The sequence below is a fragment of the Streptomyces sp. NPDC046862 genome, from assembly GCF_040704615.1.
GTDB lineage: Bacteria > Actinomycetota > Actinomycetes > Streptomycetales > Streptomycetaceae > Streptomyces.
The window spans coordinates 6,661-32,983 of sequence record NZ_JBEYXP010000058.1; the positions used below are offsets into that span (position 1 = coordinate 6,661).

At 70.1% G+C, this 26,323-nt stretch carries 28 protein-coding genes; 9 read left to right on the forward strand and 19 right to left on the reverse strand.

Annotated features, from left to right (window positions below; translation table 11 throughout):
* Positions 1-324: 324 nt before the first annotated feature.
* From AB0959_RS43120 to AB0959_RS43145, 6 genes are all read right to left on the reverse strand, one after another.
* Positions 325-1,503, reverse strand: coding sequence for a serine hydrolase domain-containing protein (locus tag AB0959_RS43120; RefSeq protein ID WP_366832323.1), 1,179 nt, complete (start codon positions 1,501-1,503; stop codon positions 325-327).
* Positions 1,504-1,575: 72 nt separating this feature from the next.
* Complete coding sequence (locus AB0959_RS43125; RefSeq protein ID WP_366832324.1) at positions 1,576-2,064, reverse strand: organic hydroperoxide resistance protein; 489 nt, start codon at positions 2,062-2,064, stop codon at positions 1,576-1,578.
* A gap of 152 nt (positions 2,065-2,216) precedes the next feature.
* Complete coding sequence (locus AB0959_RS43130; RefSeq protein WP_366832325.1) at positions 2,217-2,672, reverse strand: MarR family transcriptional regulator; 456 nt, start codon at positions 2,670-2,672, stop codon at positions 2,217-2,219.
* Complete coding sequence (locus tag AB0959_RS43135) at positions 2,669-3,427, reverse strand: ABC transporter ATP-binding protein (RefSeq protein WP_366832326.1); 759 nt, start codon at positions 3,425-3,427, stop codon at positions 2,669-2,671. The genes AB0959_RS43130 and AB0959_RS43135 overlap by 4 nt, the downstream gene beginning before the upstream one ends.
* Entirely contained in the window at positions 3,415-4,176 is a 762-nt protein-coding gene (gene cbiQ, locus AB0959_RS43140; RefSeq protein WP_366832327.1) for a cobalt ECF transporter T component CbiQ, read from the reverse strand. The genes AB0959_RS43135 and cbiQ overlap by 13 nt, the downstream gene beginning before the upstream one ends.
* Position 4,177: 1 nt before the next feature.
* The gene (locus AB0959_RS43145) at positions 4,178-5,248 is read right to left on the reverse strand and encodes an energy-coupling factor ABC transporter permease (RefSeq protein ID WP_366832328.1); all 1,071 of its coding nucleotides are present in this window, start codon (positions 5,246-5,248) and stop codon (positions 4,178-4,180) included.
* A gap of 232 nt (positions 5,249-5,480) precedes the next feature.
* Here AB0959_RS43145 and AB0959_RS43150 point away from each other — a divergent pair, with 232 nt between their 5' ends.
* On the forward strand, positions 5,481-5,843 hold the full coding sequence (locus AB0959_RS43150) for an SsgA family sporulation/cell division regulator (protein WP_366832329.1): 363 nt from the start codon (positions 5,481-5,483) through the stop codon (positions 5,841-5,843).
* A 30-nt stretch (positions 5,844-5,873) separates the two neighbouring features.
* On the opposite strand, the gene AB0959_RS43155 is transcribed toward AB0959_RS43150, so the two are convergent.
* Positions 5,874-6,125 carry a DUF397 domain-containing protein gene (locus AB0959_RS43155; RefSeq protein ID WP_366832330.1) on the reverse strand — a complete coding sequence of 84 codons (252 nt, stop codon included), beginning with the start codon at positions 6,123-6,125 and terminating at the stop codon, positions 5,874-5,876.
* On the reverse strand, positions 6,122-6,970 hold the full coding sequence (locus tag AB0959_RS43160; RefSeq protein WP_366832331.1) for a helix-turn-helix transcriptional regulator: 849 nt from the start codon (positions 6,968-6,970) through the stop codon (positions 6,122-6,124). Before AB0959_RS43160 ends, AB0959_RS43155 begins: the two co-directional genes overlap by 4 nt.
* A 140-nt stretch (positions 6,971-7,110) precedes the next feature.
* Here AB0959_RS43160 and AB0959_RS43165 point away from each other — a divergent pair, with 140 nt between their 5' ends.
* From AB0959_RS43165 to AB0959_RS43180, 4 genes are all read left to right on the forward strand, one after another.
* Positions 7,111-7,647, forward strand: a complete 537-nt coding sequence (locus tag AB0959_RS43165) for an ATP-binding protein (RefSeq protein ID WP_366832332.1) — start codon at positions 7,111-7,113, stop codon at positions 7,645-7,647.
* A 141-nt stretch (positions 7,648-7,788) separates the two neighbouring features.
* Positions 7,789-8,703 (forward strand): helix-turn-helix domain-containing protein, encoded by a 915-nt coding sequence (locus AB0959_RS43170; RefSeq protein WP_366832385.1) that lies wholly within the window; start codon positions 7,789-7,791, stop codon positions 8,701-8,703.
* 76 nt (positions 8,704-8,779) lie between these two features.
* Positions 8,780-9,127, forward strand: a complete 348-nt coding sequence (locus tag AB0959_RS43175) for a hypothetical protein (protein WP_366832333.1) — start codon at positions 8,780-8,782, stop codon at positions 9,125-9,127.
* A complete protein-coding gene (locus tag AB0959_RS43180; protein WP_366832334.1) occupies positions 9,124-9,381 on the forward strand; it encodes a hypothetical protein in 258 nt (85 codons plus the stop codon). Before AB0959_RS43175 ends, AB0959_RS43180 begins: the two co-directional genes overlap by 4 nt.
* 25 nt (positions 9,382-9,406) lie before the next feature.
* On the opposite strand, the gene AB0959_RS43185 is transcribed toward AB0959_RS43180, so the two are convergent.
* From AB0959_RS43185 to AB0959_RS43200, 4 genes are all read right to left on the reverse strand, one after another.
* Positions 9,407-9,961 (reverse strand): isochorismatase family protein, encoded by a 555-nt coding sequence (locus AB0959_RS43185; protein WP_366832335.1) that lies wholly within the window; start codon positions 9,959-9,961, stop codon positions 9,407-9,409.
* A gap of 137 nt (positions 9,962-10,098) precedes the next feature.
* A complete protein-coding gene (locus AB0959_RS43190; RefSeq protein ID WP_366832336.1) occupies positions 10,099-12,357 on the reverse strand; it encodes an MMPL family transporter in 2,259 nt (752 codons plus the stop codon).
* A gap of 189 nt (positions 12,358-12,546) precedes the next feature.
* Complete coding sequence (locus AB0959_RS43195; RefSeq protein ID WP_366832337.1) at positions 12,547-13,146, reverse strand: TetR/AcrR family transcriptional regulator; 600 nt, start codon at positions 13,144-13,146, stop codon at positions 12,547-12,549.
* 268 nt (positions 13,147-13,414) lie between these two features.
* Positions 13,415-14,467, reverse strand: a complete 1,053-nt coding sequence (locus tag AB0959_RS43200; RefSeq protein WP_366832338.1) for an aldo/keto reductase — start codon at positions 14,465-14,467, stop codon at positions 13,415-13,417.
* Positions 14,468-14,573: 106 nt separating this feature from the next.
* On the opposite strand from AB0959_RS43200, the gene AB0959_RS43205 reads away from it, so the two are divergent.
* Positions 14,574-15,203 (forward strand): TetR/AcrR family transcriptional regulator, encoded by a 630-nt coding sequence (locus tag AB0959_RS43205; protein WP_366832339.1) that lies wholly within the window; start codon positions 14,574-14,576, stop codon positions 15,201-15,203.
* Positions 15,204-15,260: 57 nt separating this feature from the next.
* On the opposite strand, the gene AB0959_RS43210 is transcribed toward AB0959_RS43205, so the two are convergent.
* Genes AB0959_RS43210 through AB0959_RS43220 form a run of 3 tightly spaced genes read right to left on the reverse strand, consistent with a single transcriptional unit; the run spans position 15,261 to position 18,789 of the window.
* Positions 15,261-16,193, reverse strand: coding sequence for an SDR family oxidoreductase (locus AB0959_RS43210; RefSeq protein ID WP_366832340.1), 933 nt, complete (start codon positions 16,191-16,193; stop codon positions 15,261-15,263).
* Positions 16,190-17,155: an alpha/beta hydrolase gene (locus AB0959_RS43215; protein ID WP_366832341.1), complete on the reverse strand. Its 966-nt coding sequence runs from the start codon at positions 17,153-17,155 to the stop codon at positions 16,190-16,192. The genes AB0959_RS43210 and AB0959_RS43215 overlap by 4 nt, the downstream gene beginning before the upstream one ends.
* On the reverse strand, positions 17,152-18,789 hold the full coding sequence (locus AB0959_RS43220) for an NAD(P)/FAD-dependent oxidoreductase (protein ID WP_366832342.1): 1,638 nt from the start codon (positions 18,787-18,789) through the stop codon (positions 17,152-17,154). Before AB0959_RS43220 ends, AB0959_RS43215 begins: the two co-directional genes overlap by 4 nt.
* A gap of 187 nt (positions 18,790-18,976) precedes the next feature.
* Between AB0959_RS43220 and AB0959_RS43225 the strand changes: the two genes are divergently transcribed.
* Complete coding sequence (locus AB0959_RS43225) at positions 18,977-19,597, forward strand: MerR family transcriptional regulator (protein ID WP_366832386.1); 621 nt, start codon at positions 18,977-18,979, stop codon at positions 19,595-19,597.
* A 194-nt stretch (positions 19,598-19,791) separates the two neighbouring features.
* Positions 19,792-21,123 carry a recombinase family protein gene (locus AB0959_RS43230; RefSeq protein ID WP_366832343.1) on the forward strand — a complete coding sequence of 444 codons (1,332 nt, stop codon included), beginning with the start codon at positions 19,792-19,794 and terminating at the stop codon, positions 21,121-21,123.
* Between the two features lie 48 nt (positions 21,124-21,171).
* On the opposite strand, the gene AB0959_RS43235 is transcribed toward AB0959_RS43230, so the two are convergent.
* Complete coding sequence (locus tag AB0959_RS43235; protein WP_366832344.1) at positions 21,172-21,975, reverse strand: exodeoxyribonuclease III; 804 nt, start codon at positions 21,973-21,975, stop codon at positions 21,172-21,174.
* Between the two features lie 100 nt (positions 21,976-22,075).
* Between AB0959_RS43235 and AB0959_RS43240 the strand changes: the two genes are divergently transcribed.
* Complete coding sequence (locus tag AB0959_RS43240; protein WP_366832345.1) at positions 22,076-22,552, forward strand: GNAT family N-acetyltransferase; 477 nt, start codon at positions 22,076-22,078, stop codon at positions 22,550-22,552.
* A 53-nt stretch (positions 22,553-22,605) separates the two neighbouring features.
* Here the strand turns inward: AB0959_RS43240 and AB0959_RS43245 are convergent, their stop codons facing one another.
* From AB0959_RS43245 to AB0959_RS43255, 3 genes are all read right to left on the reverse strand, one after another.
* Entirely contained in the window at positions 22,606-24,132 is a 1,527-nt protein-coding gene (locus AB0959_RS43245; protein WP_366832346.1) for a family 43 glycosylhydrolase, read from the reverse strand.
* Between the two features lie 206 nt (positions 24,133-24,338).
* On the reverse strand, positions 24,339-24,974 hold the full coding sequence (locus tag AB0959_RS43250; RefSeq protein WP_366832347.1) for a response regulator transcription factor: 636 nt from the start codon (positions 24,972-24,974) through the stop codon (positions 24,339-24,341).
* A gap of 17 nt (positions 24,975-24,991) precedes the next feature.
* Positions 24,992-26,317: a sensor domain-containing protein gene (locus AB0959_RS43255; RefSeq protein ID WP_366832387.1), complete on the reverse strand. Its 1,326-nt coding sequence runs from the start codon at positions 26,315-26,317 to the stop codon at positions 24,992-24,994.
* Between the last annotated feature and the right edge of the window lie 6 nt (positions 26,318-26,323).

A 26,323-nucleotide genomic window follows, 5' to 3' on the forward strand; every position in this document is an offset into this window, starting at 1 on the left:
ACGCGGGTCGCGCGGGTCGCGCGGGTCGCGCGGGTCGCGCGGGTCGCGCGGGTCGCGCGGGTCGCGCGGGTCGCGCGGGTCGCGCGGGTCGCGCGGGTCGCGCGGGGACGGTTACGGCCTGTGGACTGTGTGCCAAGCGAGTGTGGACCCTCGGCCAACGACATGCGGGCGATCTTCCGCGCATCCTGGTGATCACCACCGGGGGAGGGGCCAGGGCAACGGGGGAGCCGTGGCGAGGCCCCGGTGCGGCCGCCGATCATATCGGCGGCCGCACCAGGGCCGGCCGGTGTCGGGGTCGGTGTCGGGGTCGGGGTCGGCCAATCGTCAGCGCGCCGCGACAGCCGCCCGTACCGCCCGCACCAGTGCCTGGGCCCTCGGGTCGGCCGTCACCGTCTTGCGGAAACCGTTGGTGACGTAGCCGAAGGCGATCCCGGAGGCGGGGTCGGCGAAGCCGAGGGGGCCGCCCCGGCCGGGGTGGCCGAAGGAGCCGGGACCGAGCAGCGGTGACGCGCTGCCGTGCAGCATGTAGCCGAGGCCGAAGCGGGTGTTGACGACGAGGGTCCGGTCGGGGCCCGCCGACTCCTCGGCGTGGGCCGACTCCACGGTCCGAGGGGTGAGGAGGCGTGTGCCGTTGCCGTCCACCTCGCCGATCAGGGACGCGTAGAAACGGGCCAGCCCGTCCGCCGTGGCGATGCCGTTCGTGGCGGGAAGGGCCGCCGTGCGGTAGGCGGGGTCGTTCTGGTCGGGGAACGGGCTGATCGCGGCGAAGGCCCGGCGGGTGAGGGAGGACGGGTCGTCGTAGGCCTCGGTGACCGAGCGCTTCGGGCGGAGGCGGAGGCCGCCGGAGGGTTCAGGGGCCTCGGTGCGGCCTGCGCGGCCCACCCGGGCGGCCTGAGCGCGCGGCAGTCCCAGCCACAGGTCGAGGCCGAGCGGGCCGGCGATCTCCGAGGCGATCCACTCGCCGGTCCACTGTCCGGTGACGCGCCGCACCAGCTCGTCGATCATCCAGCCGTACGTCAGCGGGTGGTAGCCGTGGTCGGTGCCCGGCTCCCACGCCGGGGCCTGCGCGGCGACCGCCTCGGGGCCGCGGTGCGGGTCCAGCGCGTCCTCGGGGGTCAACGGCCGGTCGAGGTACGGGAGTCCGGCCCGGTGGTTCAGCACGTGCCGGACCAGTGTCCGCTCCTTGCCGCGCACCTTGAACTCCGGCCAGTACTCGCCGACGGGCGCGTCCAGGTCCAGCTTCCCGCGCTCGGCCAGCATCAGCGGTACGGCGGCGGCGACGCCCTTCGTCGCGGAGCGCATGATCTGGGCGGTGCCCTGTTCCCAGGGAGCGTCGCCGTCCACGTCGTCCACGTCACGGGTGCCGCCCCACAGGTCCACGACCTTGCGGCCGTCCCGGTACACGGCGACCGCCGCGCCCCGCTCCCCCAGCGCCTCGAAGTTCGTGACGAACGCGTCCCTCACCGGCTCGAAGCCCTCGGCCACTGTGCCGTTCACGTCCACGCCCGTGCTCCCTGATCGCTGCTCGCTCACCTACGCCCATGGGTGCAACAGCCCCGCAGAGCCTTCGATTCCTCAGCCCAGCAGGATCGTGACGTCGATGTTCCCGCGCGTCGCGTTCGAGTACGGGCAGACCTGGTGGGCCGCGTCGACGAGCTTGGCCGCGATGCCCTGGTCGAGGACGGGCAGGGAGACGCTGAGGGCGACCGCGAGACCGTAGCCGCGCTGCTTGTTGGGGCCGATGCCGACCTTGGCGGAGACCGTGGAACCGGTCAGGTCGTAGCCCTCGCGGTGGCCGACGAGGACCAGGGCGTTGTGGAAGCAGGAGCTGTAGCCGGCGGCGAAGAGCTGTTCGGGGTTCGTGCCGTTGCCGTCGCCCCCCAGCTCCGGCGGCATCGCGACCCGTAGCTCGATGTGGCCGTCCTGGCTGGTGACGTAGCCGTCCCGGCCGCCGTGCGCGGTGGCCTCGGCGACGTACATGATCTTCATGGGACGGGTGTCGACGGCGGTTCCGTCACCATCGCCCTCGGTGACGTCTTCGGGCGTCGCATTTCTCGTGTCCATCGTGGCCGGCTCCCCCCGGGTCAAGTGCGCACAAGTACATCGTGCACAAGGTACTTGCCAGTAGGAGCACTGCTCCTACCAGGGGGTAGCAACCGTGGGTAACCCGAGGTGACAGGTGTGACGGGCGTGACGGGCGTGACAGGTGTGCGGTCTCAGCGGGCGCGGGCCGCCGCGTCCTCGGCGCTCTCCGCCAGCCGGCGCAGCTCCCCACGCAGCCGTACCGCGTCGGCGGGATCCAGCCCGGTCGTCGCGAGCAGCGCACCCGGCACGCACTGCGCGCGCTCCCGAAGCTCCTCGCCCCGCCCGGTGACCGCGACGAACACCGCCCGCTCGTCGCGCGCCGACCGCTCACGCCGTACGAGCCCCACCGCCTCCAGCCGCTTCAGCAACGGCGACACCGTGCCGTAGTCGAGGCGCAGAGCGGCCACCAGCTCCTTGACCGTGATCTCGCCGGACTCCCAGAGCACGAGCAGGACCAGGTACTGCGGGTAGGTGAGGCCGAGTTCGTCGAGCAGAGGACGGTACGCGGCGGTCACGGCCCGCTGGGCCGCGTACAGCGCGAAGCACAGCTGCTCGTCGAGAATGAGCGACCCCTCTGGATTCGTCACGCGCCCATTGTCACGGACCGTGGATCGAAGCCGAAGGGAAGCTCCAGACGGTGGGCGCGCATCAGCCCGTCGTCCGCGAGGAGTTCGCCGGTCCTGCCGTCCGCAGCGATCACGCCGTCGCTGAGGATCAGCGAGCGCGGGCACAGTTCGAGGGCGTACGGCAGGTCGTGCGTGACCATGAGGACGGTGACGTCCAACGACCGCAGGATGTCGGCGAGTTCGCGCCGGGAGGCGGGATCCAGGTTCGACGACGGCTCGTCCAGGACCAGGATCTCGGGCTCCATCGCCAGCACCGTCGCCACGGCCACCCGGCGGCGCTGCCCGAAGGAGAGGTGGTGTGGCGGGCGGTCCTTGAACTCCGCCATGCCGACCCGCTCCAGCGCCCGGTCCACGCGCGCCTCCAGCTCGGCGCCCTTCAGTCCGGCCGCCGCGGGCCCGAAGGCCACGTCCTCGCGCACGGTCGGCATGAACAACTGGTCGTCCGGGTCCTGGAAGACGATGCCGACGCGCCGCCGGATCTCGGCCATGTGCTGCCTGCCGACCGGCAGTCCGGCGACCTCCACGGTCCCGGCGCCCGCGGTGAGGATGCCGTTGAGGTGCAGCACGAGCGTGGTCTTGCCCGCGCCGTTCGGCCCGAGCAGCGCGACCCGTTCACCGCGTTCGATACGGAAGTCCACGCCGAACAGGGCCTGGTGGCCGTCGGGGTAGGCGAAGGCGAGGCCGGAGACCTCCAGGGAAACAGTCACAGGGCCCATCCCAGCAGACAGACGACGAGGGCGGCGAAGGGGAGGGTCAGCGCGTACGACCACTGCGCCCGGGACGCGGTCACCTCGTCGATCACGGGCATGGTGCCCGCGTACCCCCGGCTGACCATGGCCAGATGCACACGCTCGCCACGCTCGTAGGAGCGGATGAAGAGGGCTCCCGCCGACTTGGCGAGCACGCCCCAGTGCCGTACGCCGCGGGCCTCGAAGCCGCGCGACTCCCGTGCGATTCGCATCCTGCGCATCTCGTCGGTGATGACGTCGCCGTAGCGGATCATGAAGGACGCGATCTGGACCAGCAGCGGCGGGAGCTTCAACCGCTGCAGTCCGAGGAGGAGTTCGCGCAGTTCGGTGGTGGCGGCGAGGAGGACGGAGGCGGCGACGCCCAGGGTGCCCTTGGCGAGGACGTTCCAGGCGCCCCACAGGCCGTTCACGCTCAGCGACATGCCGAGGACGTCGACGCGCTCGCCCTGCGCCACGAACGGCATGAGCACCGCGAAGGCCACGAACGGGATCTCGATCAGCAGCCTCTTCAGCAGGAAGGAGGCGGGCACGCGGGCCGCGTACGCGACCGTCCCGAGCAGCGTCGCGTACAGCGCGAACGCCCAGACGGCCTCGCGCGGTGTGGACACCACGACGACCACGAACGCGAAGACGGCCGTCAGCTTGGTGTGCGGCGGCAGGGCGTGCACGGGCGAGTGCCCGTGCCGGTAGAGCTTGTGCGCGTGTCCCGCCCCCATGTCAGACGTTCTCGGGTACGGAGGTGGGGGTGGCCGCCTCGCTGCTGCGGCGCCTGCGGACGGCCCAGAAGACGCCCGTACCGGCGACGACGGTGACGCCGACGCCGATCACGCCCGCGAGGCCGCCGGACAGGCGGGTGTCGGTGATGCCCTGAACGCCGTAGTCGGCGAGCGGCGAGTCGGCGGTCGCGTGGTCCTCGACCTTGGCGTCGATGCCCTTGTCGGCGGCGACCTTCTCCAGGCCGTCGGGGTTGGCGGAGGCGTAGAAGCTGACGAACCCGGCGAGGAGAAGGGAGGCCGCGAGGCCGGCGAGGAGCAGCTTGCGCGGGGAGCGGGCTGCCACGGGCACGGATGCGGACGCGGATGCGGGCTCGGTGGCCGGGGCGTCGACGAGTTCGCCGTTCACGCGGAGCTTCAGCGGGGCGGTCAGGCCGCGGGCGCCGTACACCAGGTCGGGGCGTACGGCGATGACGGCGCCGACGGTGAGCGCGGTGATCGTGGCCTCGCCGATGCCGATGAGGACGTGGACGCCGACCATCGCGGTGAGGACCTGCCCGATCGGCACGTCGGTGGTGCCACCGACGGCGTACACGAGCGTGAAGGCCGCGGCGGCCCCGGGCACGGACAGCAGGGCGGCGGCGAAGGCGGAGACGGTGATCGAGCGCCGCGTCCTCGGAAGGATCTTCACCAGGCCGCGGAAGACGGCGTACGCGACGACCGTCGTGACGACCGCCATCACGGTGATGTTCACGCCGAGCGCGGTCAGGCCGCCGTCCGCGAACAGGATGCCCTGCATGAGCAGCACGACGGACACGCACAGGACCCCTGTGTACGGCCCCACGAGTATCGCGGCGAGCGCCCCGCCCAGCAGATGTCCGCTGGTGCCCGCGGCGACCGGGAAGTTCAGCATCTGCACGGCGAAGATGAACGCGGCGACGAGCCCGGCGAGCGGTGCCGTCCGCTCGTCCAGCTCCTTTCGGGCACCGCGCAGGCTCACGGCCACGGCACCCGCCGCGACGACTCCGGCGGCCGCCGAGACGGGGGCGTTGATGAATCCGTCGGGCACATGCATGGACTGGCTCGCTCTCCTGCTCGGGTTCGGGCTCCGTGCGGGCTGGCTGGAACCGTACGATGATAGTGCCTTGTTGCGAATCTCTTGCAAGAGCGCGTAGCAGCCAATAACCGGGGCGCACGTGTCGGCGCTCCCGGGCCGGGATGCGGAAAATATGGCACATTGGACACAAAGCGGACGCCCCGCCTCCGCCGGGTCTCTGCTTCGGTCACTCAGCGTAGGGAGCCGTCCGATGTCCGTTGTCGAACAGTACGCGCGAGCCCACGTCGTCACGGACTCCATCGAGTCCGAGGACACGGTCAGAGTGCTCCTCCGCTACGACTCCGAGGACGATCCCCGCGCTGTCCACGTCAACCTCCCCGGCCTCCACCAGGAACCCCACGACTGGGAGGTCTCCCGCGAGCTCATCGAACGCGGCCTGCGCTCCCCCGCCACCAGCGGCGACGGCGACGTCAGCGTCTGGCCGCTCGGCCGGGTCCAGGCGGTCATGGAGTTCCACTCGACCGAGGGCGTGGAGGTCATGCAGTTCGATTCGAAGGTCCTGATCCGCTTCCTGCGGCGCACCTACATGGAGGGGGCGGGGCTGGCGCGGTGACCAGTTCAGCGGTGATCAGGTCAGCGGTGATCAGCTCCCGGCCGCGTACGTCACGAAACGCGTCCAGGTGGTGGGGGTGACCGTGAGGTGGGGGGCCTGGGGGGTCTTGGAGTCGCGGATGTGGATGGTGGTGGGGGTGGGGGCGACTTCGACGCAGTCACCGGCCTCGCTGCTGTCGCTGTAGGTGCTCTTGAACCAGTCCAGAGCCACCTCGACACAGTCGCCAGCCTCACCGCTGTCGCTGTAGCTGCTCTTGAACCAGTGGAGTTCCGTGGCGCTCATAGTCTCCCCAGCGCTTGCTCGATGAAGGCCAGCGACTCCCTCGGAGTGAGGGCCTGCGCGCGGATCATGCCATACCGCAGTTCCAGGATACGAAGATCCCTGGGGTTGGAGACCGGGCGCCCGTTGAACGCACCTTCGGAACGCCCGACCGCCGTGCCGTCGGCGAATTTCAGCACCTGGATCAGCCCCTGCGTTCCGGCGTGCTCCTCGCGGCCCGTCGGCATGACCTGAAGTGTGACGTTGCGCAACTGCGCCACCTCCAGCAGGTGTTCGAGCTGTCGGCGCAGCACCATTTTCCCACCGAGCGGGCGTTCCAGCGTCACCTCTTCCTGGACAAAGCTGAGCGTCGGCGCGGGCTCGCGCTCGAAGATCGATTTCCTGGCCAAGCGTGCCGCAGTCTCCCGCTCCACCACGTCCGCCGAGTACGCAGGCTGCGTCATCTCGAACAGCGCTCGCGCGTACTCCGGCGTCTGCAACAACCCCTGAATGTTGTGGTTGCTGTACTGCATGAGCTCAACCGCCCGATCCTCCAGCGCCTTCAACTCCCGCACCTTCTTCGGATACCGAGCCTTCTCCACGTCCTCCATGAACGCCTTGAGATGCCCACCCGCGTTCAGGATCTCGTCCGCCCGGTCCAGGAAATTCGGCCGGGGAATCCGCACCCCGCGCTCGATCTTGCGGACCATGTCCTCGCCGTACCCGAGGGCGTCGCCGAGCTCGGCCACCCGCATCCCGGCCGCCTCCCGGCAGAACTTCACCAGACGCCCCACGGCCTCCACCAGCGGCGCGCTCTCGTCCCCCGGTTCGAGGTCCCAACCCGCCTCGTCCACGCCTTCGTTACTCATCGCCACCCACCTCCAACGCGCAGCCGTACCCGTACGGCACCCGAGACAGCCGAGACAGACCAGGACAACAGCGGGACAGTAACCGTACGTACGGGCCCGATTACACGTCGACCCAACCAGATTCCGCCACGCTGAGTGACGTGAACCAGGAAACCGCCACCCGCACCTTCAGCGTGCTGCTGTCCTCCACGCCACGCGGCGCCCGACTGGCCCGGCTGCTCGCCACCGAACAACTCCGTGCGTGGGGGCTCCCATTGGACCCGGCGGACCTCGTGGTGGCCGAACTCGCGGCCAACGCCGCCACCCACGGCCGGGTGCCCGGACGGGACTTCCGGCTCGTGCTCCACGTCATCGGCGGCACCCTGCGCGTCGAGGTCACCGACACCAGGGGCGACTGCCTGCCACACCTCGACACGGCAGGCGCGGAAGCCGAGTCCGGCCGGGGGCTCGTCCTCGTCGAGGCCCTGGCCGACCGGTGGGGCATCGAACGGGGACCGCACCCGCGCAAGACGGTCTGGGCGGAAGTCACCCTGCCACCGGAACCGCAATCGGAACCGGAGCTCACGCGCTCATGCTCCGGTGCCACGAGCGGTCTTTCCCAAGGACCACAAGAGAGAAAGAACCCCGACCAAGCCCCACCCCTCCCGCCCCCGGCCCACCATCACCCGCGCGGGTGAATATGCCCAACTCGGCTGGATACGGGAGCCATTGCCTGCCTTACGCTCAGCGCAACACAGCAAGCAGACATGCGACGGCCCCCGCCGGGACTGGCATCCCAGTGCGAGGGCCTGACCACCGAGGAAGGACACAACTTCCTGATGGGTACCCAGCACCCTAGCGCGCCCCCGCGCGCCCAGTACCGAGTTGCGGGCAACAACCACCCGCACCGGCGCCCCCACCACAGCCCCGGCGGCGGCCTGGAACACGACCACACCCGCCACACCACCCGCTTCACGGTGGTCGGCAACCACCTCGTGCAGCACCCGGAGCTCTCCCTCCTCGCGATCGGGCTGGGCGCACACATCCAGTCGCTGCCCAAGGGCGCCCGCGCCGACATCAAGACCCTCGCCGCCCGCTTCCCCGAGGGCCCGACCCGTATCGCCGCCGCCCTGCGCGAACTCGAAGCGCACGGCTACCTGCGCCGCCCCCGCGAACGCGTCCCCGGCGGCCGCATCGTCACCCGCACGATCTCCTGCAACCAGCCCGGCCGCCACGCCGAGCCGGAGTCGGTGCCGGGGCCGGAGCCCGAGCCGGAGTCAGGGCCGGAGCCTGTACGGCACCAGCGCCCCACCCTCACCCCGAAGAAGCGCACACCCCGCAAGCCCCTCCCCGTCGTACCGCAGCCCGCCTGCTCCTCCCCCGCCCTCCTCCAGACGGCCACCGACCTCCTCGCCGACCTCCGGCGCCACGACCCCCGCCTGCTCCTCTCCGCCTGCGACACGGCCCACCTGGCCCCCGGCGTCGCCGCGTGGCTGGAGCGCGACGTCAGCCCCGCCGCCGTACGCCACGCCCTGACAGCCGACCTCCCACCCGAGGGCCCGCGCCGCCCGGCCGCCCTCCTCGCCCACCGCCTCACTGCCCAGTTGCCGCCCCCGCCCCCGTTCGGCGCACCAACACCTCCACCGGCGGTCCCGCAGCCGTTCCAGACCTGCGACGGCTGCGACCGCGCCTTCCGCGCTCCCGAACCCGGCCGCTGCCGCGACTGCCGATCCGACCTGCCGAAGGCCGCCTGACATGAGTACTCACCATCAGTTCCGGACGGTGTCACCTTGGACGGATACCCTGACCAGGGCACCCCTGGAGGACACCATGCGCACACGGTCCGACCACGGACACGAGCTGATCCCCCGCCCCGACCAGACCCCTGACGCCCTGCGCGTTGCCCTCTCGATCGTCGCCCCCGGTCGCCTGGACGAGATGCAGGCCGAGAAGGACGAAGCCTTCGCCAAGGCTGTCGAGTGGCAGTCTCTGAGCCCGGTGCAGAGCTGGGTCCTGATCTGGGCCAGGGAGATCGAGATCGCCCGCCGCCCCGACTTGTCCGCCCGCTACACCAGTGCAAAGGGCGTCCTGGAGCATGAGGACCCGGCCATCGCGCGGGAAGCCCTGCGGGAGCTGAGCGCCGTGCTGGACGAGGCGATGAAGGCAGTCCGCGGGTGAGTTGGAAGTGGGAGTTCGCTTTCGGCGCGGAAGAAGCTGCTCGCACCGCTCCCGCTGACTTCCTTGCTCGGGTGGAAGAGAAAGCGGACGAGCTGGTCAGAGCTGCTGAAGCTGTCCACATCCACGGCCAGGCCCACGAGGGGATCGACCCGAAGGGCGGCGACGTCATCGTCCCTGGCGGCATGTTCGCGTACCAGGTCGTCGTGCGCAGCGAACGTGTCTACGTCGTCCAGATCACCTGTCTGGGCTTCTGAGAAAGAGGGCCGATCCCCTGTCCACTCAGCTGTGGAAGGTCACCTCCTTCGTCCCAGCGACCGCGGCCGTGCGCCCCGGTGCCGACTGGTACTGCCAGTACAGGTTCGTGTGGGCGATGACCTGGTCCGTCGGAGGGGCGCCCCACGCGCTCTTGTCCCCTGCCGTGTGCGCGTCGGCGACGAGCGTCACGTCGTAGCCGCGGACGAAGGCGCCGTGGATCGTGGAGCGGATGCAGGCGTCCGTCTCCGCGCCGGTGACGACCAGGCGTCCGACGCCGGCCGCGGCCAGCACCTCCTCCAGGTCGGTGTCCTCGAAGGAGTCGCCGTACGACTTGTGCACCAGCGGCTCGGGCTCCTCGCGGGTCAGCTCCGGCACGTACTCCCAGTCGTCGCTCCCCTGCTCCAGGCCCTGGTCGGAGTGCTGGATCCAGACGACGGGGACGCCCTCCGCGCGGGCCTTCCCGACGAGCGTGTTGATGTTCGCGACGACGGCGTCACGTTCGTACGCCTCGGCCACGACGCCCTTCTGGACGTCGATCACCAGCAGGGCCGTGTTGGGTCGTTCTGACAGTGTGGTCATGGTCCAGCACGTTAGACCCCGCCACTGACAACGGCCGTTCGGCGTCGAAGCGGGCACATGAGAAGCCGGTGAGGGCACCCCGTCCCCACGGAGCCCTCACCGGCTGGTCCTGTCCGTCCCTCTTCAGGGCCGTCGCGTCAGACGCGCACCAGTTCCCTGTCCTCGTCCTTCGGGCGGTCGTCGTCCAGGTCCCGCAGGCCCTCGCCCTCGATGTCCACGTTCGGCAGCGCGCGGTCCAGCCACTTCGGCAGCCACCAGGCCTTCTTGCCCAGCAGTGCGAGCACCGCGGGGACGATGGCCATGCGGACGATGACGGCGTCGAAGAAAACGGCGATGGCGAGGCCGAAGCCGATCATCTTGACCATCGACTCGCTGGAGCCGATGAAGCCCGCGAAGACCGCCATCATGATGACCGCCGCGGCCGTGACGACCCGGGCGCCGTGCCTGAAGCCGGTGACCACCGCCTCGGTGGGCTTCTCTCCATGGACGTACGCCTCGCGCATGCGGGTCACGAGGAAGACCTCGTAGTCCATCGCGAGGCCGAAGACGATGCCCACCATGAAGATCGGCATCATCGACATGATCGGGCCGGTCTCCTCGACGCCCATCGCACCGGCCAGCCAGCCCCACTGGAAGACCGCGACCACGGCTCCCAGCGCCGCCAGCACGCTCAGCAGGAAGCCGAGGGCCGCCTTCAGCGGGACCAGGATCGATCGGAAGACCACGATGAGGAGGAGGAAGGCGAGGCCCACCACCAGCGCGAGGTAGGGGATCAGCGCGTCGTTCAGCTTCTGGGAGAAGTCGATGTTCATCGCCGTGCTGCCCGTGACGACGACGTTCGCCTTCGTGTCCGTCCTGATGTCCGCGCCCGCGTCACGGATCTTGTGCACCACGTCCTCGGTCTTGGCCGAGGACGGCTTGGAGTCCGGGATCACCGTGATCATCGCGGTGTCCCCGGCCTTGTTGAACACCGCCGGGCTCACCGACACGACGCCCTTGATGTCCTTGACCGTGTCGGAGACCTCGGTGGCAGCGGCCTTGGGGGCGTCACTGGACTTCGCGTCGACCACGACCATCAGCGGACCGTTGAAGCCGGGACCGAAGCCCTCCGACAGAAGGTCGTACGCGCGGCGCTGGGTCGTGGAGGTCGGCTGGGAGCCGTCGTCCGGGAGACCCAGTTGCAGGTCGGTCGCCGGGATGGCGGCCGCGCCCAGACCGACGACGCCGAGGAGGAGCACGGCGACGGGACGGCGTACGACGAAGCTCGCCCAGCGGGTGCCCATGTTCGGCTTGGCCTGCTGGGCCTGCTTGGCCTGCTTCGGCCCGTCCTCCTGGGTGCCGGCCTTCTTCTTCGTCCGGCCGCCGCCCAGCCACCGCGGCTTCGTGCCCGCGGGCTGGATCTTGCGGCCCGCGTAACCGAGCAGTGCCGGGATCATCGTCAGCGCGATGAGGACGGCGACCGCGACCGTGCCCGCCGCCGCGAGGCCCATCTTCGTCAGCATCGGGACGTTGACGACCGACAGGCCGGCCAGCGCGATCACGACCGTGAGGCCCGCGAAGATCACCGCCGAGCCCGCCGTGCCGACGGCCCGGCCGGCCGCGTCCTCGCGTTCGCGGCCCTCGGCGAGTTCGCCGCGGTAGCGGGAGACGATGAACAGGGCGTAGTCGATGCCGACGGCGAGGCCGAGCATCGCGGCCAGGGTGGAGGTGGTGGTGCCCAGGTCCAGGGTGCTCGCCAGTGCGGTGATCGACGCGACGCCGATGCCCACGCCGATCACGGCGGTCAGCAGCGGCAGTCCGGCCGCCACCAGCGAACCGAGGGTGATGACGAGGACGACAGCGGCGACCGCGATGCCGATGATCTCCGTGGTCCCGGTCTCGGCCGGAGCCTGCAGGGCGTCACCGCCGACCTCGACGGTCAGCCCGGTGTCACGTGCGCCCTGCGCGGCCTCCTCCAGGGCGTCCCGCGAGGAGTCCTCCAGTTCCATGCCGGGAACCTTGTACGCCACCTGCGCGTACGCGATCGTCCCGTCCTTCGAGATCGAGTGGGCCAGATACGGGTCGGTGACGGACGTGACTTCGGAGCCGGTGCCCAGCTCCTTGACCGTCTGCTCGACGGCCGCCTTGTTGCCCGCGTCCGTCATCTTCTGCCCGTCGGGCGCCTTGAAGACGACGCGCGCGGTCGCTCCGTCGGCGCTGGAGCCGGGGAAGCGCTGTTCCAGCAGGTCGAAGGCCTTCTGTGCCTCGGTGCCGGGGATGGAGAAGGAGGTCGAGCCCGCGGCGGGCGCGTTGGCCGCCCCGACGCCGACGAGGGTCAGCAGGGCTACCCAGAACAGGGCGACGAAATGCCGTCGCCGAAAGGCGAGCCGGCCGAGTTTGTAGAGGAACGTGGCCACGGGGGCGTACTCCCGTTCAGGTCGTGGACGAGCAAGAGGGCAGGGGTGATCAGCCCTGGGGAAGGCCCGGGGAGGGCAGGGGAAGGCAGGGGTGATCAGCCCGACGACGTGAGCGGTGGCGTCAGGTGGTGGTCAGGTGGTGCTCAGGTGGTGGTCCGCTGCCGGTCGGGCAGTAACCGGGGGTTCAACTCAGTGGGTTCGCACGCCGAGGGCGGGGAGAATCACGGCGTCGATGTACGAACGGATGAACTCCTGCGTCGGCGGTTGCTCGTCGAGCAGTGTCCGGGTGGCGAAGGCGCCGAGCAGCATGTGCACCACGTACTCGATCGCCGGGTTGTCCGCACGGACCTCCCCACGGTCGACAGCACGCTGCACCACCTTGTGGAACTCCGCCAGCTCCGGATCGACGAGGAGCTCCCGGAACGCCTGCAGGAGATCGGGGTTTCCGTGCACCGCCATGAACAGGCCCCGCATCAGTGCGGCGTTCTGCTCCATGGCGCAGTCGTCCTCGCGGTGCACGAGGGCGTGGAGGTCACCCCGCAGGGACCCGGTGTCGATGTCGGAGATGCTGCCCGGCTTGTTGAACCGCATGGCCTTCGCCACCAGTTCGGCCTTGCCGCCCCACTGGCGGTAGAGGGTGGCCTTGCTGGAGCGGGTGCGGCTGGCCACGGCGTCCATGGTCAGGGCGTCGTAGCCGACTTCCCGGAGCAGGTCGAGCACGGCCGCGTAGAGCTCGGCCTCGCGCTCGGGCGTGATCCGACTGCGGCGCACCGTCGTGGTCTCAGTCATCCCACTCTCCTCTTTCCCACTCCGCGTTCGGACCGGCGAAGGACAGCCTAGTAGGACGACTGCCCGGCTCCGTCCCGAACGAAACCGTTTCGTACGCTTGAGACGATACCGCGTGAGGCTGCGAAACGAAACAGTTTCGTACGTGTGCTGGGTCACGCGCCGGGTCCAGTGCTGGTCACGCTCCGTCGCTTCACCTGGCGACAGGGCACGCAACCGTGGGCAGTGCCCGCGAGGTGGCTCGCCAACAGCACCAACCCTGACGCCGATGTCACGCAGCAGGCAGAGGTGCGACAACTGGCGGGTTGAGGCGGGCGAAGCCTTCCTGGCACTGGTAGGGGAAGTACGGGTAGGGCGCTGTCCTGCCGCTCGCCGCATCGAGTTTCGCCATCTGGTCGGGCGTGAGGGTCCAACCGACGGCACCGAGGTTCTGGCGAAGCTGGTCCTCGTCGCGGGCACCGATGATGACGGAGGAGACGGTCGGTCGCTGCAGCAGCCAGTTGATGGCGATCTGCGGAATGCTCCTGCCGGTCTCCTCCGCGATCTCGTCGAGGGCGTCGACCACGCGGTAGAGGTGTTCGTCCTCGACCGGCGGGCCGTAGTCCGCGGTGTGGTGCAGTCGGCTGTTGGCCGGGAGCGACTGGCCGCGGCGGACTTTGCCGGTGAGCCGTCCCCAGCCGAGTGGGCTCCAGACGAGGGCTCCGAGGCCCTGATCGAGTCCGAGGGGCATCAGCTCCCATTCGTAGTCGCGGCCGACGAGTGAGTAGTAGACCTGATGTGCGACATAGCGCGGGTGGCCGTATCTCTCCGCGCTCGCGAGGGACTTCATCGCCTGCCAGCCGGAGAAGTTGGAGATGCCGAGGTAGCGGACCTTCCCTGCTCGTACGAGATCGTCGAGTGCGGACAGGACTTCCTCGATCGGCGTGCCGGCGTCAAAGGCGTGCAGCTGGAACAGGTCGATGTAGTCGGTGCCGAGCCGACGCAGGGCGTCCTCGCATGCGGTGATCAGGCGGGAACGAGAGGAGCCCGCGTCGCCTGGGCCGTCACCCATCGGCAGGCCCGTCTTGGTGGACACGATCACCTGGTCCCTGCGGCCTTTGATCGCTTCGCCCAGCACCTCCTCGGAGGCCCCGCTGGAATAGACGTCGGCGGTGTCGAACATCGTGACCCCGGCGTCGAGGCAGATGTCCACGAGACGGCGGGCTTCTTGCGCATCGGTGTTGCCCCAGGCGCCGAACAGCGGCCCTTGGCCGCCGAAGGTGCCGGCGCCGAAGCTCAGCGCGGGGACCTTGAGGCCGGATGCGCCCAGCCGCCTGTATTCCATAGCTGTTCCTCTCTCGTCACCTGACCTGGCTAATGGTCCTGGAGTTCCGTTAGCCTGGGGCCTCAACGTAGCAGGTGCGAGTGATTAACGAAACTGGAGTCCCGTTATGGGGTTTGAGGGTGCGGATCCGGGGACCGTTCGTCCTGGTGGGCGCACGGCGCGGGTGCGGGCGTCGGTGCTGCAGGCCGCCGGGGACGCCTTGGCGGAGCATGGCTTTGCCCACCTGGACCTCGCCGACATCGCGCGCCGCGCCGAGGTGGGCAAGACGACCGTCTACCGCCGCTGGGGAACGGTGACCAGCCTGGTGGCCGATTTGCTGCTGGACATGGCCGAGCAGTCACTGTCGCGTACCGAGACCGGCTCGCTGCTCGGTGATCTCAAGGCCAACGCCCGGCTCGTGCAGCGCACCTTGGCCGACCCGCGGCAAGGAGCGCTGTTCAAGGCAGTGATCGCCGCCGCCACCTGCGAGGCGAAGACAGCCGAGGCCCTCCACCGCTTCTACGACATCCGCGTCGAGGAGTGGGCACCCTGCGTCCAACAGGCCATCGACCGGGGCGAGGTGCCCGAGGGCACCGATGCCCACGAGGTGATCCGTGCTGTCTCCGCCCCCCTCTACTACCGCCTGCTGACCAGCAGCGACCGCCTCGACGAAGCCGCCGCGGACCAGGCCGCCGAGGCCACAGTGGCTGCGGCGCGTGCGGGAGCGTATCTGCGGGGCGACGAAGGTCGTGCGTGACCGGCTTCCCGTCGGGGTCGGCCATGACCGGCCGGGCACAGTGCGTGTCCCGGCCCGTCACGGACGACGCGTCGCCCCGTCGCGCTCCCGCTCGTCCGCAGCCCCGCCCGCCCCCACCAGCCCGGTCCGGACCTTCGCCAACCGCGCCTCGAACCTCCGCATGTCCCGCCGCCCGACCGTCGCGATGATCCCCGGCAGATACCCGCGCACGCCCTGCATCCCCCGCAGCCACCACTGCCCGTACACGTGCGCCGACCGCCGCTCGATCCCCGCCACGAGCCGGTCCACCGCCGGCCCCAGCGGATACGTCTTGCCGGCAGGCCCCGGCAGCCGCTGCCGCAACTCCCGCATCACGTCGTCCTGATCGGCACCCCGCACCATGTCCGTGTCGGTCCACGACAGGTACGCCACCCCGACACCCACACCCTTGTGGCCGACCTCCCCGCGCAGACAGTGCGCGTACGCCTCCACGCCCGACTTGGAGGCGCAGTACGCGCTCATCATGGGCGCCGGGGTGATCGCCGCGAGCGAGGCGATCTGGAGCAGGTAACCTCGGCTCGCGGTGAGTGCGGGCAGGAAGGCGCGCGCCGTCACCGCGGACCCGATGAGGTTGACCTCGATGACCCGCCGCCACGCCTCGGGGTCGGAGGCGGCGAAGGGACCGCCGGTCGCGACACCCGCGTTGGCGACGACGATGTCCACCCGCCCGAAGCGCTCCCCCACCTCCCGCGCGACCCGGGCCATGGCGTCCTGGTCGGTGACGTCGGCGTGCCAGTACGCTCCCCCACTCTCGGCTTCGCTCGAGCGGGAGGTACCCCCACCGCTGTGCAGCCGCTCCGAGACCTGCTTCAGCGCGTCCGGTTCGAGGCCGACAAGGGCGACCTTGACGCCGCGCGCGGAGAGCTTGCGGGCGAGGAGTTCACCGACGCCCCGCGCGGCACCCGTGACGACCGCGACCCGCCCGGACAGGTTCACCCGGCCGCCGCTCACGCGTTCGCCTCCTCGCCGGCGTCGGTACGAGCGCCGCGCGCACCGGCGCCGCTCACCCCGCCGGTGACGTACGTCGTGACGAGCTCCCTGATGCGCGAGCACACCAACTCGGGCGCCTCCACCGGCGTCATGTGCCCCACGCCCGGCAGTTCGGTGAGGCCGACGCACTCGGGCAGGGCGGCGGCCATCGCACGCGACTGCACGGGCGGGGTCAGCCGGTCCGCCATGCCGACGACAACGGCCGTGGGCACCCTCAACTCCCGTACTCCGTGGTCGAGATCGAGCAGATCGAGCACGTGGGCCCAGGTGTAGCGCACCCGCCTCGGACAGGCGTGCACGATCCGCGCGCATGCCTCGACCATCAGCGGCGACGAACCGGGGCCCATCGTCCCGTACTTGAGGATCGCCCTGGCGACCGGTGTGACCGGTCCGAGCGGCAGCCGGGAGCCGAGGATCTTGCGGGTGAGCCAGGTGCGCGCCCGTCCGGCGCGGAACGGGACGACGAGCGACTCGGCGACGAGGTTCGAACTGCCCGTGCTGAGCAGCAGGGCCGCCACCACGTGCTCCCGGAACGCCGGCCGCTCGGAGGCCGCCATCACGGTCATCCCGCCCATGGAGTGGCCCACCATCACGGCCCGTTCACCCGGTGAGAGCGTGGCCTTCAGCACCGCCTCCAGGTCGTCGGCGAGCACGTCCGTGCCGCACGTCGGGGTGGACGGGCTGCGTCCGTGGCCGCGCTGGTCGTAGGTGATCACCCGGTGGCCGGCGGCGAGGTCCCGGATCTGCGCCGCCCAGAAGGCGGTCGAGCAGGTCCAGCCGTGGGCGAGCACCACGGCGGGCCCGTCCCCGGTGCCGTGCACCTCCACGTGCAGCCGGGCGCCGTCGGCGGAGACGGCGGTCAACTCCCGTACGGGCACGGGCGGGGCGTACGGACCGCTCCTCACATGCATCAGTCGGGTCATGCTCCGGCCTCCACCTTCGTCGTCGTACGGGACTTCTCGGTGCCGGGGTTGCCGGGGTGCGATGCGTCGGCCGACGCGTTCGGCGTCGCGCGCAGCACCTCGTACTCCCCCAGGTTCACGCGGCGCGTCACGTTACGGAACTCCGTCGTCGTGCCCGGCCAGATGGTCGTGTTGCGGCCGGTCGCGTCGAGGTACCAGCTGGTGCAGCCGCCCGTGCTCCACACGGTGCGCTTCATGCGGTCCTGGACCCTGCGGTTCCAGGCGGTGACGGCGGCCGGGCGGGCGTCGAGGGCGGCGCGGCCGCCGAGAGCGTCCAACTGCCGTACGAAGTCGACCATGTAGTTCAGCTGCGCCTCGATGATCAGGATCATGCTGGAGTTACCGAGACCCGTGTTGGGCCCGATGACGGTCAGCCAGTTGGGGAAGCCCGCGGCGGAGGCGCCGCGCAGGGACTGCATGCCGCTCTCGGACCACACGTCGGCGAGCGTGCGCCCGTCCGCGCCCACGACCCGGTCGGCGATGGGCATGTCGGTGACGTGGAAGCCGGTGCCGAAGACGATGGCGTCGACCTCGGCGCGGGTGCCGTCGGCGGCGATGACGGTGGAGCCGTCGATCTCGGCGAGTCCTGAGGCCACGACGTCGACATTGGGCCGTGTCAGCGCCGGATAGTAGGTGTTCGACAGCAGGATGCGCTTGCAGCCGATGCGGTAGTCGGGCGTGAGCTTGGCGCGCAGGGCCGGGTCCTTGACCGCGCGGGCCATGTTCCGCCGGGCCATGCGCTCGACCAGGCCGAGTTCGTTCGGATGCTTGGTGAACGCCTGGACCTGCAACTCCCTCACCCCCCACAGGAATCCGCGCCTGAGCCGGGCGGTGAAGGGCAGTTCGCGGTGCAGCCGGCGCTCGAAGCCACTGATGGCGCGGTCGACACGGGGCATCACCCAGGGCGCGGTGCGCTGGAAGAGGGTGAGGTGGCCGACGCGCGGCTGGATCTCCGGCACGATCTGGATGGCGGACGCGCCCGTGCCGACCATCGCGACCCGCTTGCCGCCCAGGTCGTAGTCGTGGTCCCAGCGGGCTGAGTGGAAGACCTTGCCGGGGAAGGTGTCGATCCCGGGGACGTCGGGGATCCTCGGGTCGGACAGGGGCCCGGTGGCGGAGACGACGACGTCGGCGGACAGCCGGCCCCCGCTGGTCTCGATGTCCCAGCAGAGCCGCTCGCCGTCCCACGTCATCCGCTGCACCTCGGAGTTGAAGCGGATGTGCGGGCGCAGCCGGAAGACGTCCGTCACATGCTCCAGGTAGGCGCGGATGTGCTCCTGACCGGAGAAGGCGCGCGGCCAGTCGGGGTTGGGCGCGAAGGAGAACGAGTACAGGTGGGACGGCACGTCACAGGCGCAGCCCGGGTAGCTGTTGTCCCGCCAGGTGCCGCCGACGGAGTCGGCCCGTTCCAGGACGACGAAGTCGGTGACACCCGCGCGCCGCAGCCGCACGGCGGCGCCCAGGCCGCCGAACCCGGAGCCGACGACGGCCACCCGCACGTGCTCACGCCCGGGTTCCTGCCTCTGTCCCGGCTCCGGTTTCTGTTCCGGTTCCGGCCCCTGCTCCTGCGCCTGTGCCTGCGCCTGCTCGGCCATCCCGACGCCTCCTTGCCTCGTACCGGCCTCGCCACCGCGCCAGTGAACACTGGCGCAATCCGGAGAGTAGGGCCAGGACCGTACCGATGGGTAGGGGGCGGACCCAACGAAGTTACCGGCGGTACAACATAGGCTTCCGGTCGTGGCTGACGGATCGGGAGAACACGGCGGACGACGCGAGTACCGCATGGAGGAGCTGGCCGAGGAGGCCGGCATCACGGTACGCACCCTGCGCTTCTACCGGGAGCGCAGGCTGATCCCGCCACCCCGCCGCGAGGGCCGTATCGCCTGGTACGACGACACGCACCTGGCCCGTCTGCGCACCATCGCCGCCCTCCTGGAACGCGGCCACACCCTCAGCGGCATAGCCGAGCTGGCCGAGGCCTTCGACCACGGCCGTGACGTCGCCGAACTCCTCGGCCTGGGCGCCCCCACCGAGGAGGTGCCCGTCCGCCTCTCCCCCGAGGAACTGGCCGACCACTTCGGCGGCCAGGCGACCCCCGAGAACCTGGCCGCGGCGCTGGAGCTCGGCTATCTGGGAACGGACGGCGGCGAGCTCGTGCACATCAGCCGCCGCCTGCTGGAGGTGTCGTCCCAGCTCGTCCGCGAGGGCATCCCGCTCTCCGCCGTCCTGGAGGCGGGCAAGCGCGTACGCGAACACGCGGACGACCTCGCGGACCTGTTCGCCGAGTTGATCCTCACCCACGCCTCGCAGGCGGACCTCCCTCGCCTGCGCCCGCTGGCACGCAGTGTGATGGAGGCGGAACTGTCATTGGCGCTGGACAGGAAGCTGAGGAAGCAGCCCTAGCCCGTCCGGCTCCTGGTCCACGCCCGCGAGGGCCTCCGCAAGTGCTTTGCGTTCGACGAACATTCACTCCATCGAAGCACATTCCAGAAAACAGCACGTGGAATCGCGTTCGCACTCCGAGAGTGAGATCGAAAAGGCCCCGGCGACTGTCCTACCAGCCCCGGGGTACGGCCGACACTTCATGGAGCGCCGACATGGCCAAGAATAGTCCCCACCTCGCCCAGCCGACTTGGAGCTTCACCGAATACCCGCGAGCTCTCGGCGCCGTGCGCCTCAGCAACCTCACCGGGGTGACCACCTCACCCGCTAGGCAGCGCACCACGATCCAGCTGCGCACCGAGCAAATGGGCTACACGCTGATCGCCGAAGCGGCAGATCTCGGAGTTTCTGCGCGCACGATGTCCCCCTTCGAGAGGCCTTCCCTATCGTCTTGGCTGCGGCGCCCCGACGAATACGACGCCATCGTGTGGTCTCATGTGGACCGCGCAGTACGATCCGTCACGCACATGTCCGAGTTGATCGAGTGGAGCGAGACGCACGCGACCACACTCGTCTTCGGGATGCCCGAAGAGCATCAGCCGCTCGTGGTCACGCCGCAGGCGGACGGCGAGGTCATCCGCCGCTGCATGAACCTGGCCTACGCCGCCGAGCAGGAGACTCGTGCCATTTCCGCTCGACTCACCAGCGCCCACGAAGTGCTGCGCGCTACGGGCCGATACGGCGGTGGCCTGGTTCCGTTCGGGTACAAGAAGGCGCCCCACCCCTCCGGCGTCGGCTGGTGTCTCGCCCCGGACCCGGAGACCATTGCCGTCGTCCGCGCGATTGTGGACGACGTACATTCGGGACTTTCCCTTGTCGCCATTGCCCGCAAGCTCGAAACGGCAGGTATCCCGGTACCTCGGGACCGCCATGCCCAACTTCAGGGGCGTCCTACGGGTGGCCGACGCCACGGACGTGACTTCGAGCGATTCCGCTGGACAGCCGGCAGCTTGTCCAAAATCCTCCGGACACCGGCGCTGATGGGGCACCGAGTACACAAAGGGCAGACCGTTCGCGATAACGAAGGGTTGCCCGTGCTGATCGGGCCGCCGCTGCTCACTGCGGAGGAGTTCCAATCTCTGCAGGACACCCTCAACACCCGCTCAAAAGGGGCGCACCCGAAGCGCCGGGAAACATCGCTGTTGATCGGAGTCGCGTACTGCGCCGGGTGCAACGGTCGCATGTTCGCCCCAAGGAAAGCGTATGCGTACGGCGACTACGTCTGCCGCGCTTCCGCACGCGGGACAACCTGTACCGCTCAGGCCGCCATCCGCGCCAGCTGGCTGGACGACTACACCGTCAGCCGTTACCACGACGCATTCGCCACGGATGGCGAGGTGACTCGGGAGCAACTCCTCAAAGCTGGAGTACGCGTCACAGTAACCAAGGGGCGGTCCGGCGGTGGACCGGACCGGCTGACCGGACCGGACACTTCACGGCTGGTGTTCACCATCGTGAGCTCCCTGCCAGAGCAGCCGCAGACCTGAAACGGTGTGGGGGGGCACAGGGCCCTGTGCCCCCCCACACCGTTCTCCTCACAACTCGAAAACGGCCGTTACTGGCGCATGGTCCGACCACCGCTCCGCATGACTGGCGGCCCGTTCCACATACCCCTTGACCGCCCGCCGCGCGAGCCCGGGAGTCGCCACGGCGAGGTCGATCCTCCAACCTGAATCGTTCTCAAAAGCCCGCCCCCGGTACGACCACCACGTGTACGGCCCCTCGACGTCCGGATGCAGCGCCCGCACGACATCGACGTACCCGCCGTCGTCCGGGCCGAGAACGCGCCCGAGCCACTCGCGCTCCTCCGGCAGGAAGCCGGAGTTCTTCTGGTTGCCGCGCCAGTTCTTCAGGTCGGCCTGCTGGTGGGCGATGTTCCAGTCGCCGCAGACCACGACCTCGCGACCGTCGGCGGCGCAGCGCTCGCGCAGGTCCTTCAGGTAGGCCAGGAACTCCCCCATGAACCGCACCTTCTCGTCCTGCCGCTCCGTGCCGACCTCGCCGGAGGGGAGGTAGAGGCTGGCGACGGTGACGCCGGGCAGGTCGGCCTCCACGTACCGGCCGCTGGCGTCGAACTCGGCCGAGCCGAAGCCGATCCGGACGCGGTCGGGCTCACGGCGGGTATAGAGGGACACCCCGGCCCGGCCCTTCGCTGCGGCGGGCGCGTGCACGACGTGCCAGCCCTCCGGCTCCCGGACCTCCGCCGGCAGCTGCTGGGGCTCGGCGCGCACCTCCTGCAGACACAGCACGTCCGCGGAGGTTCCCGCGAGCCACTCCACGAAGCCCTTCTTCGCGGCGGCCCGGAGCCCGTTCACATTCACAGAGGTCACAGTGAGCACCCGGGCACGATACCGGGGTGTCCCGGGAGGGATCCGGCGGCCCCGGCTCCGGCACCCGAGCCGGCGCCCCCCATGTCCGCACAGAAGTACGATTTGCCGCATGAACATACGCCGGGTCTCCTTCGACCACCCCGACGCCGTCAAGCTCAACGACCAGGTGCAGGCCGAGTACGCCGTCCGGTACGGCGACGGGGGCGACGCCACGCCGGTCGATCCGCTGGACTTCGAGCCGCCGCGGGGCGCGTATCTCATCGCCTACGACGCTTTGGACAGACCGGTGGCGACGGGTGGCTGGCGCGCCCAGGACGAGAACGAGGAGGGGAACGCGGACGGGGACGCCGAGCTGAAGCGGATGTACGTCGTCGAGGAGGCGCGCGGCCAGGGACTGGCCCGCCGCATCCTGGCCGCCCTGGAGGACGACGCCCGTGCGGCGGGCCGGATCCGTATGGTGCTGGAGACGGGCGCCAAGCAGCCCGAGGCCGTCGCCCTGTACACCTCCAGCGGCTACGAGCCGTGCGCCAAGTTCGGCTACTACCGCTTCCACGAGCTCAGCATGTGCTTCGCGAAGCCGCTGTAGTGTCCGTCTTCCTCCGACTGCCGCCTGGCGCACGGCTTTTGTGACGCCCGGGTTCAGGCGGTCGTGGGTACGAGCCGCCACTGCTGGCAGTTGTTGTTCAGCCAGGTCCACTGCCGTACGTCGACGCCGTTGCCCGTACCGCAGTTGGCGACGTCGGCGACCTTGCCGGTGCTCGCGTTGACGATCCGCACGTAGTCGCCGCCGGTGTAGATCAGGCGGAACTTCTGGCAGTTGTTGTTGAGCCAGGACCACTGCCGGATGTCGGCACCGTCCGCGGTGGAGCAGTCGGCGACGTCGGCGACCTTGCCGGTGGCCACGTTCACCAGGCGGCTGGTGTCGTCGGCCATGTCCTCGACGCGCCACTTCTGGTTGGCTCCGCCGGTGCAGGACCACTGGAAGATGTTCGTTCCGTCGGCGGTGTTGCCGCCGTCGACGTCCAGGCACTTGCCGCTGTTGCGGTTGACGATCGTGTACGCGGTCGGGGTCGTCGCGGTCTCGCCGGAGGGGCCGGCGAGGGTGGTGCCCAGCGCGACCGGGGTGCCGAAGTCGGGTGTGCCGTCGGCGTTCCACGTGAACTTCTGCGCGCGGGTGGTACGGCCGTTGCCGCAGCCGCCGTTGGCCGAGTTGTTGGCGTGGTAGACGATCCAGTTCTCGGTGCCGTCGGGCGAGGTGAAGAACCCGTTGTGGCCGGGCCCGTAGACCCCGGCGGCGTCGTTGCGCTGGAAGACCGGCGTCTGCTTCTTGGTCCATGAGGCGGGGTTCAGCGGGTCGCTGCCGGTGAGTTCCAGTTGGCCCAGCTTGTAGTCGGGGGTCTGGCAGGAGCTGGCGGAGAAGGTGAGGAAGGTCCGGCCGTCGTGGTAGAGCGGCTCGGGGCCCTCGTTGACCGGGCTGCCGGAGGTCTCCCAGCTCAGCGTGGGGCTGGAGATGATCGTGAATGTGGAGCTCGCCAGCGTGTACGGGTTGCTCAGCGGAGCGATGACCAGGCTCTGCTTGCTGCCGTTGATGAAGCCGCTGCCGACCAGGTACAGCTTGCTGTCGTGCTGCAGCACGCTGGCGTCGATGAGCCAGCCGCCGGGGGTGAGGTTGGACCCGGTGAGGGTGTTCTTGTGGGTGTACGGGCCCATCGGGTCGGTGCCGGCGCTCTCCAGCACCTGCGTGCGCTGGGTGTCACAGCAGGCGGCACCGGCTTGCGCGGCCGAGTAGTACAGGTACCACTTGCCGTTGAGGAAGTGGATCTCCGGCGCCCAGATGTTGGCGTTGCGGCCGGCGGTGGTGTCCGACCAGATCTCCACACTCGGGGCGGTGCTGAGCCCGGCGAGAGTGGGGGACTTCCGCATGAGCAACTTGTTCGTGAACGTGGTCGTGACCAGGTAGTAGTTGCCGTTGTAGTACTCCAGCCAGGGGTCGGCGCCCTTCTGCGCCTTGACCGGGTTGGTGTACGGCTTGCCGTCGGCCGCGACCGTGGGCTGCGTGGCGACGAGTGACAGGGACGCGAGCAGGGACAGCAGGACTGCCCCAACGGTCGACCAGCGGCGGATCGACCATCTGCGTGTACGGGTGCGGGTACGGCTGCGGAGCACGGCAAGTCCCTTCCGGCAGCGGCTCGTTGATTCGTTCGTTCGATATGACGGACGTCGTGCGTAACTTCGGCCAGAAGGTAGAGGTGGGTCAGGAGTGGCGTCAATGGATCGGACGGAGTCGGGATACCGAACGCTCACGGGGCTTGGGAAAGCCTTCCAAAGCCCCACAGAAGGCCCACACTTCATGCCTTTCGAATTGCCGGCCCTCAGGCACGCAGGAACGCCAGCACCGCCAGCACCCGGCGATGGGTCTCGTCGGCCGGGGGCAGGTCCAGCTTGCTGAGGATGCTGCCGATGTGCTTGCCGACGGCGGCTTCGGTGACGACGAGTTCGCGCGCTATCGCACCGTTGGACCTACCCTGTGCGACCAGCGCCAGGACCTCCCGCTCACGCGGGGTGAGCCGAGCCAGCGGATCACGCCGTCGGCGCAGCATCTGCCGTACGACCTCCGGGTCGACGACCGTCCCGCCGGAGGCGACCTCGCCCAGCGCGTCCACGAACTCCTCGACCTGACCGACCCGGTCCTTGAGCAGGTAGCCGACGCCCGTTCCGTCACCGGAGTCCAGCAGCTCGGCCGCGTATGCCCGTTGCACGTACTGGCTGAGGACCAGAACCGGCAGCGCGGGCCGCGCCGCCACGGCCGAGGCGGCCGGGGTGCGCAGCCGCACCGCCGCCCGGAGTCCCTCGTCCTGGAAGCCGGGCGGCATCCGTACGTCCGTCACCACGACGTCCGGCTGTTGCTCGGCGACCGCGGCGAGCAGTGCCTCGGCGTCCCCGACGGCCGCCACCACCTCGTGGCCGAAGCGGGTGAGCAGGCCGATGAGCCCGTCCCGCAGCAGCACGCTGTCCTCGGCCAGGACTACGCGGAGCGCTCGGCCCCCTCGGACCGCTCCGTCGACTCCGACCGATCCGTCAACTCCGACCGATCCGTCAACTCGGCCATCCGGCAAGGGATCTCCACACTCAGCAGGGTCGGTCCGCCCGGCGGGCTGGACAGGGAAAGTCTGCCATCGAGCACCGACACCCGGTCGGCGAGTCCGGTCAGGCCGCTGCCGCCGTCCGCGCTCGCACCGCCCCGCCCGTCGTCGCTCACGCGGAGGTGGAGGCGCCCTTCCCCGTAGCCGCCGCTCACCTCCGCCCGGCTCGCCCCGCTGTGCCTGGCCACGTTGGCGAGGGCCTCGCAGACCACGAAGTACGCGGCCGCCTCCACGGCCGGGGGCGGGCGTCCGGGCAGGTCGAGGTCCACGTCCACGGGCACGGGACTGCGGTCCGCGGCGTCGGCGACCGCGGCTTCGAGACCGAAGTCGGCGAGGACCTTGGGGTGGATGCCGTGGATGAGTTCGCGCAGTTCGGCGAGGACCTCGCCGGCCTCGTCGTGGGCCCGGGCGAGCTGGTCGGCCAACGGGCCGGGAGGCGTGTCCAGCCGGGCCAGTCCGAGCGCCATCGTCAGGGCGACCAGGCGTTGTTGGGCACCGTCGTGCAGATCGCGCTCGATACGGCGCCGCTCCGCCTCGAACGCGTCCACCAACCGCACACGGGAGCGGGTCAGTTCGACGAGCTTCGCCCCAAGATCCACCTCACGCGGGGCGATCAGCAGCCGGGTGAGTCCTGCCCTGGCCCCGGCGGCGACCCCGAGGACGTACGCCCCGGCGGCCAGCAGTACGACGCCCAGCATGGCGACCCCGAAGGCGGCCGGCCACGCGGTGACCGTCCACTGCTTGAGCACCTTCACCTCCTGGCCGTCGCCCACCGTGGCCATCAGCAGAGGGGCGGCGACCATCGATCCGGGGAAGAGGAGGACCACCGTGACCACGAGCGCCTCGACCGGCCAGAGCAGGCCGGCGAACAGCACGGCGTGACCGAGCTCCCGCCACGTCAGCTGCTCGCGCAGCCGGGTGGTGAACCAGACCCACGGCCCGGGCCCCTCGGGCACGCGGTGCCCCCCGGTGACCGGATCCCGGTCGACCAGGCGGAGCCTCCACCGTTCCAGCGCGGCCACCGGCACCCCGACGAGCAACGCGGCGGCGAGCAACGGCAGCCCGACCAGGACGAGGGCCAGCACCCCACCGGTGGCCACGAGCACCACGATCCCCACCAGGACCACGGCCCCGGCCACCGCACCGGACACCAGATACCCGACGGCCCGCCACGGCCACGACGACACGAGATAGCGCGGCCGGGCCATGGCCTG

Bases quoted from the DNA above. Each gene is read 5' to 3' on its own strand.
- AB0959_RS43125 (WP_366832324.1), bottom strand. From the start codon at position 2,064: ATGGACACGAGAAATGCGACGCCCGAAGACGTCACCGAGGGCGATGGT.
- AB0959_RS43135 (WP_366832326.1), bottom strand. From the start codon at position 3,427: ATGGGCCCTGTGACTGTTTCCCTGGAGGTCTCCGGCCTCGCCTTCGCC.
- cbiQ (WP_366832327.1), bottom strand. From the start codon at position 4,176: ATGGGGGCGGGACACGCGCACAAGCTCTACCGGCACGGGCACTCGCCC.
- AB0959_RS43145 (WP_366832328.1), bottom strand. From the start codon at position 5,248: ATGCATGTGCCCGACGGATTCATCAACGCCCCCGTCTCGGCGGCCGCC.
- AB0959_RS43150 (WP_366832329.1), top strand. From the start codon at position 5,481: ATGTCCGTTGTCGAACAGTACGCGCGAGCCCACGTCGTCACGGACTCC.
- AB0959_RS43155 (WP_366832330.1), bottom strand. From the start codon at position 6,125: ATGAGCGCCACGGAACTCCACTGGTTCAAGAGCAGCTACAGCGACAGC.
- AB0959_RS43160 (WP_366832331.1), bottom strand. From the start codon at position 6,970: ATGAGTAACGAAGGCGTGGACGAGGCGGGTTGGGACCTCGAACCGGGG.
- AB0959_RS43170 (WP_366832385.1), top strand. From the start codon at position 7,789: ATGGGTACCCAGCACCCTAGCGCGCCCCCGCGCGCCCAGTACCGAGTT.
- AB0959_RS43175 (WP_366832333.1), top strand. From the start codon at position 8,780: ATGCGCACACGGTCCGACCACGGACACGAGCTGATCCCCCGCCCCGAC.
- AB0959_RS43185 (WP_366832335.1), bottom strand. From the start codon at position 9,961: ATGACCACACTGTCAGAACGACCCAACACGGCCCTGCTGGTGATCGAC.
- AB0959_RS43195 (WP_366832337.1), bottom strand. From the start codon at position 13,146: ATGACTGAGACCACGACGGTGCGCCGCAGTCGGATCACGCCCGAGCGC.
- AB0959_RS43200 (WP_366832338.1), bottom strand. From the start codon at position 14,467: ATGGAATACAGGCGGCTGGGCGCATCCGGCCTCAAGGTCCCCGCGCTG.
- AB0959_RS43205 (WP_366832339.1), top strand. From the start codon at position 14,574: ATGGGGTTTGAGGGTGCGGATCCGGGGACCGTTCGTCCTGGTGGGCGC.
- AB0959_RS43215 (WP_366832341.1), bottom strand. From the start codon at position 17,155: ATGACCCGACTGATGCATGTGAGGAGCGGTCCGTACGCCCCGCCCGTG.
- AB0959_RS43220 (WP_366832342.1), bottom strand. From the start codon at position 18,789: ATGGCCGAGCAGGCGCAGGCACAGGCGCAGGAGCAGGGGCCGGAACCG.
- AB0959_RS43225 (WP_366832386.1), top strand. From the start codon at position 18,977: ATGGAGGAGCTGGCCGAGGAGGCCGGCATCACGGTACGCACCCTGCGC.
- AB0959_RS43230 (WP_366832343.1), top strand. From the start codon at position 19,792: ATGGCCAAGAATAGTCCCCACCTCGCCCAGCCGACTTGGAGCTTCACC.
- AB0959_RS43240 (WP_366832345.1), top strand. From the start codon at position 22,076: ATGAACATACGCCGGGTCTCCTTCGACCACCCCGACGCCGTCAAGCTC.
- AB0959_RS43255 (WP_366832387.1), bottom strand. From the start codon at position 26,317: ATGGCCCGGCCGCGCTATCTCGTGTCGTCGTGGCCGTGGCGGGCCGTC.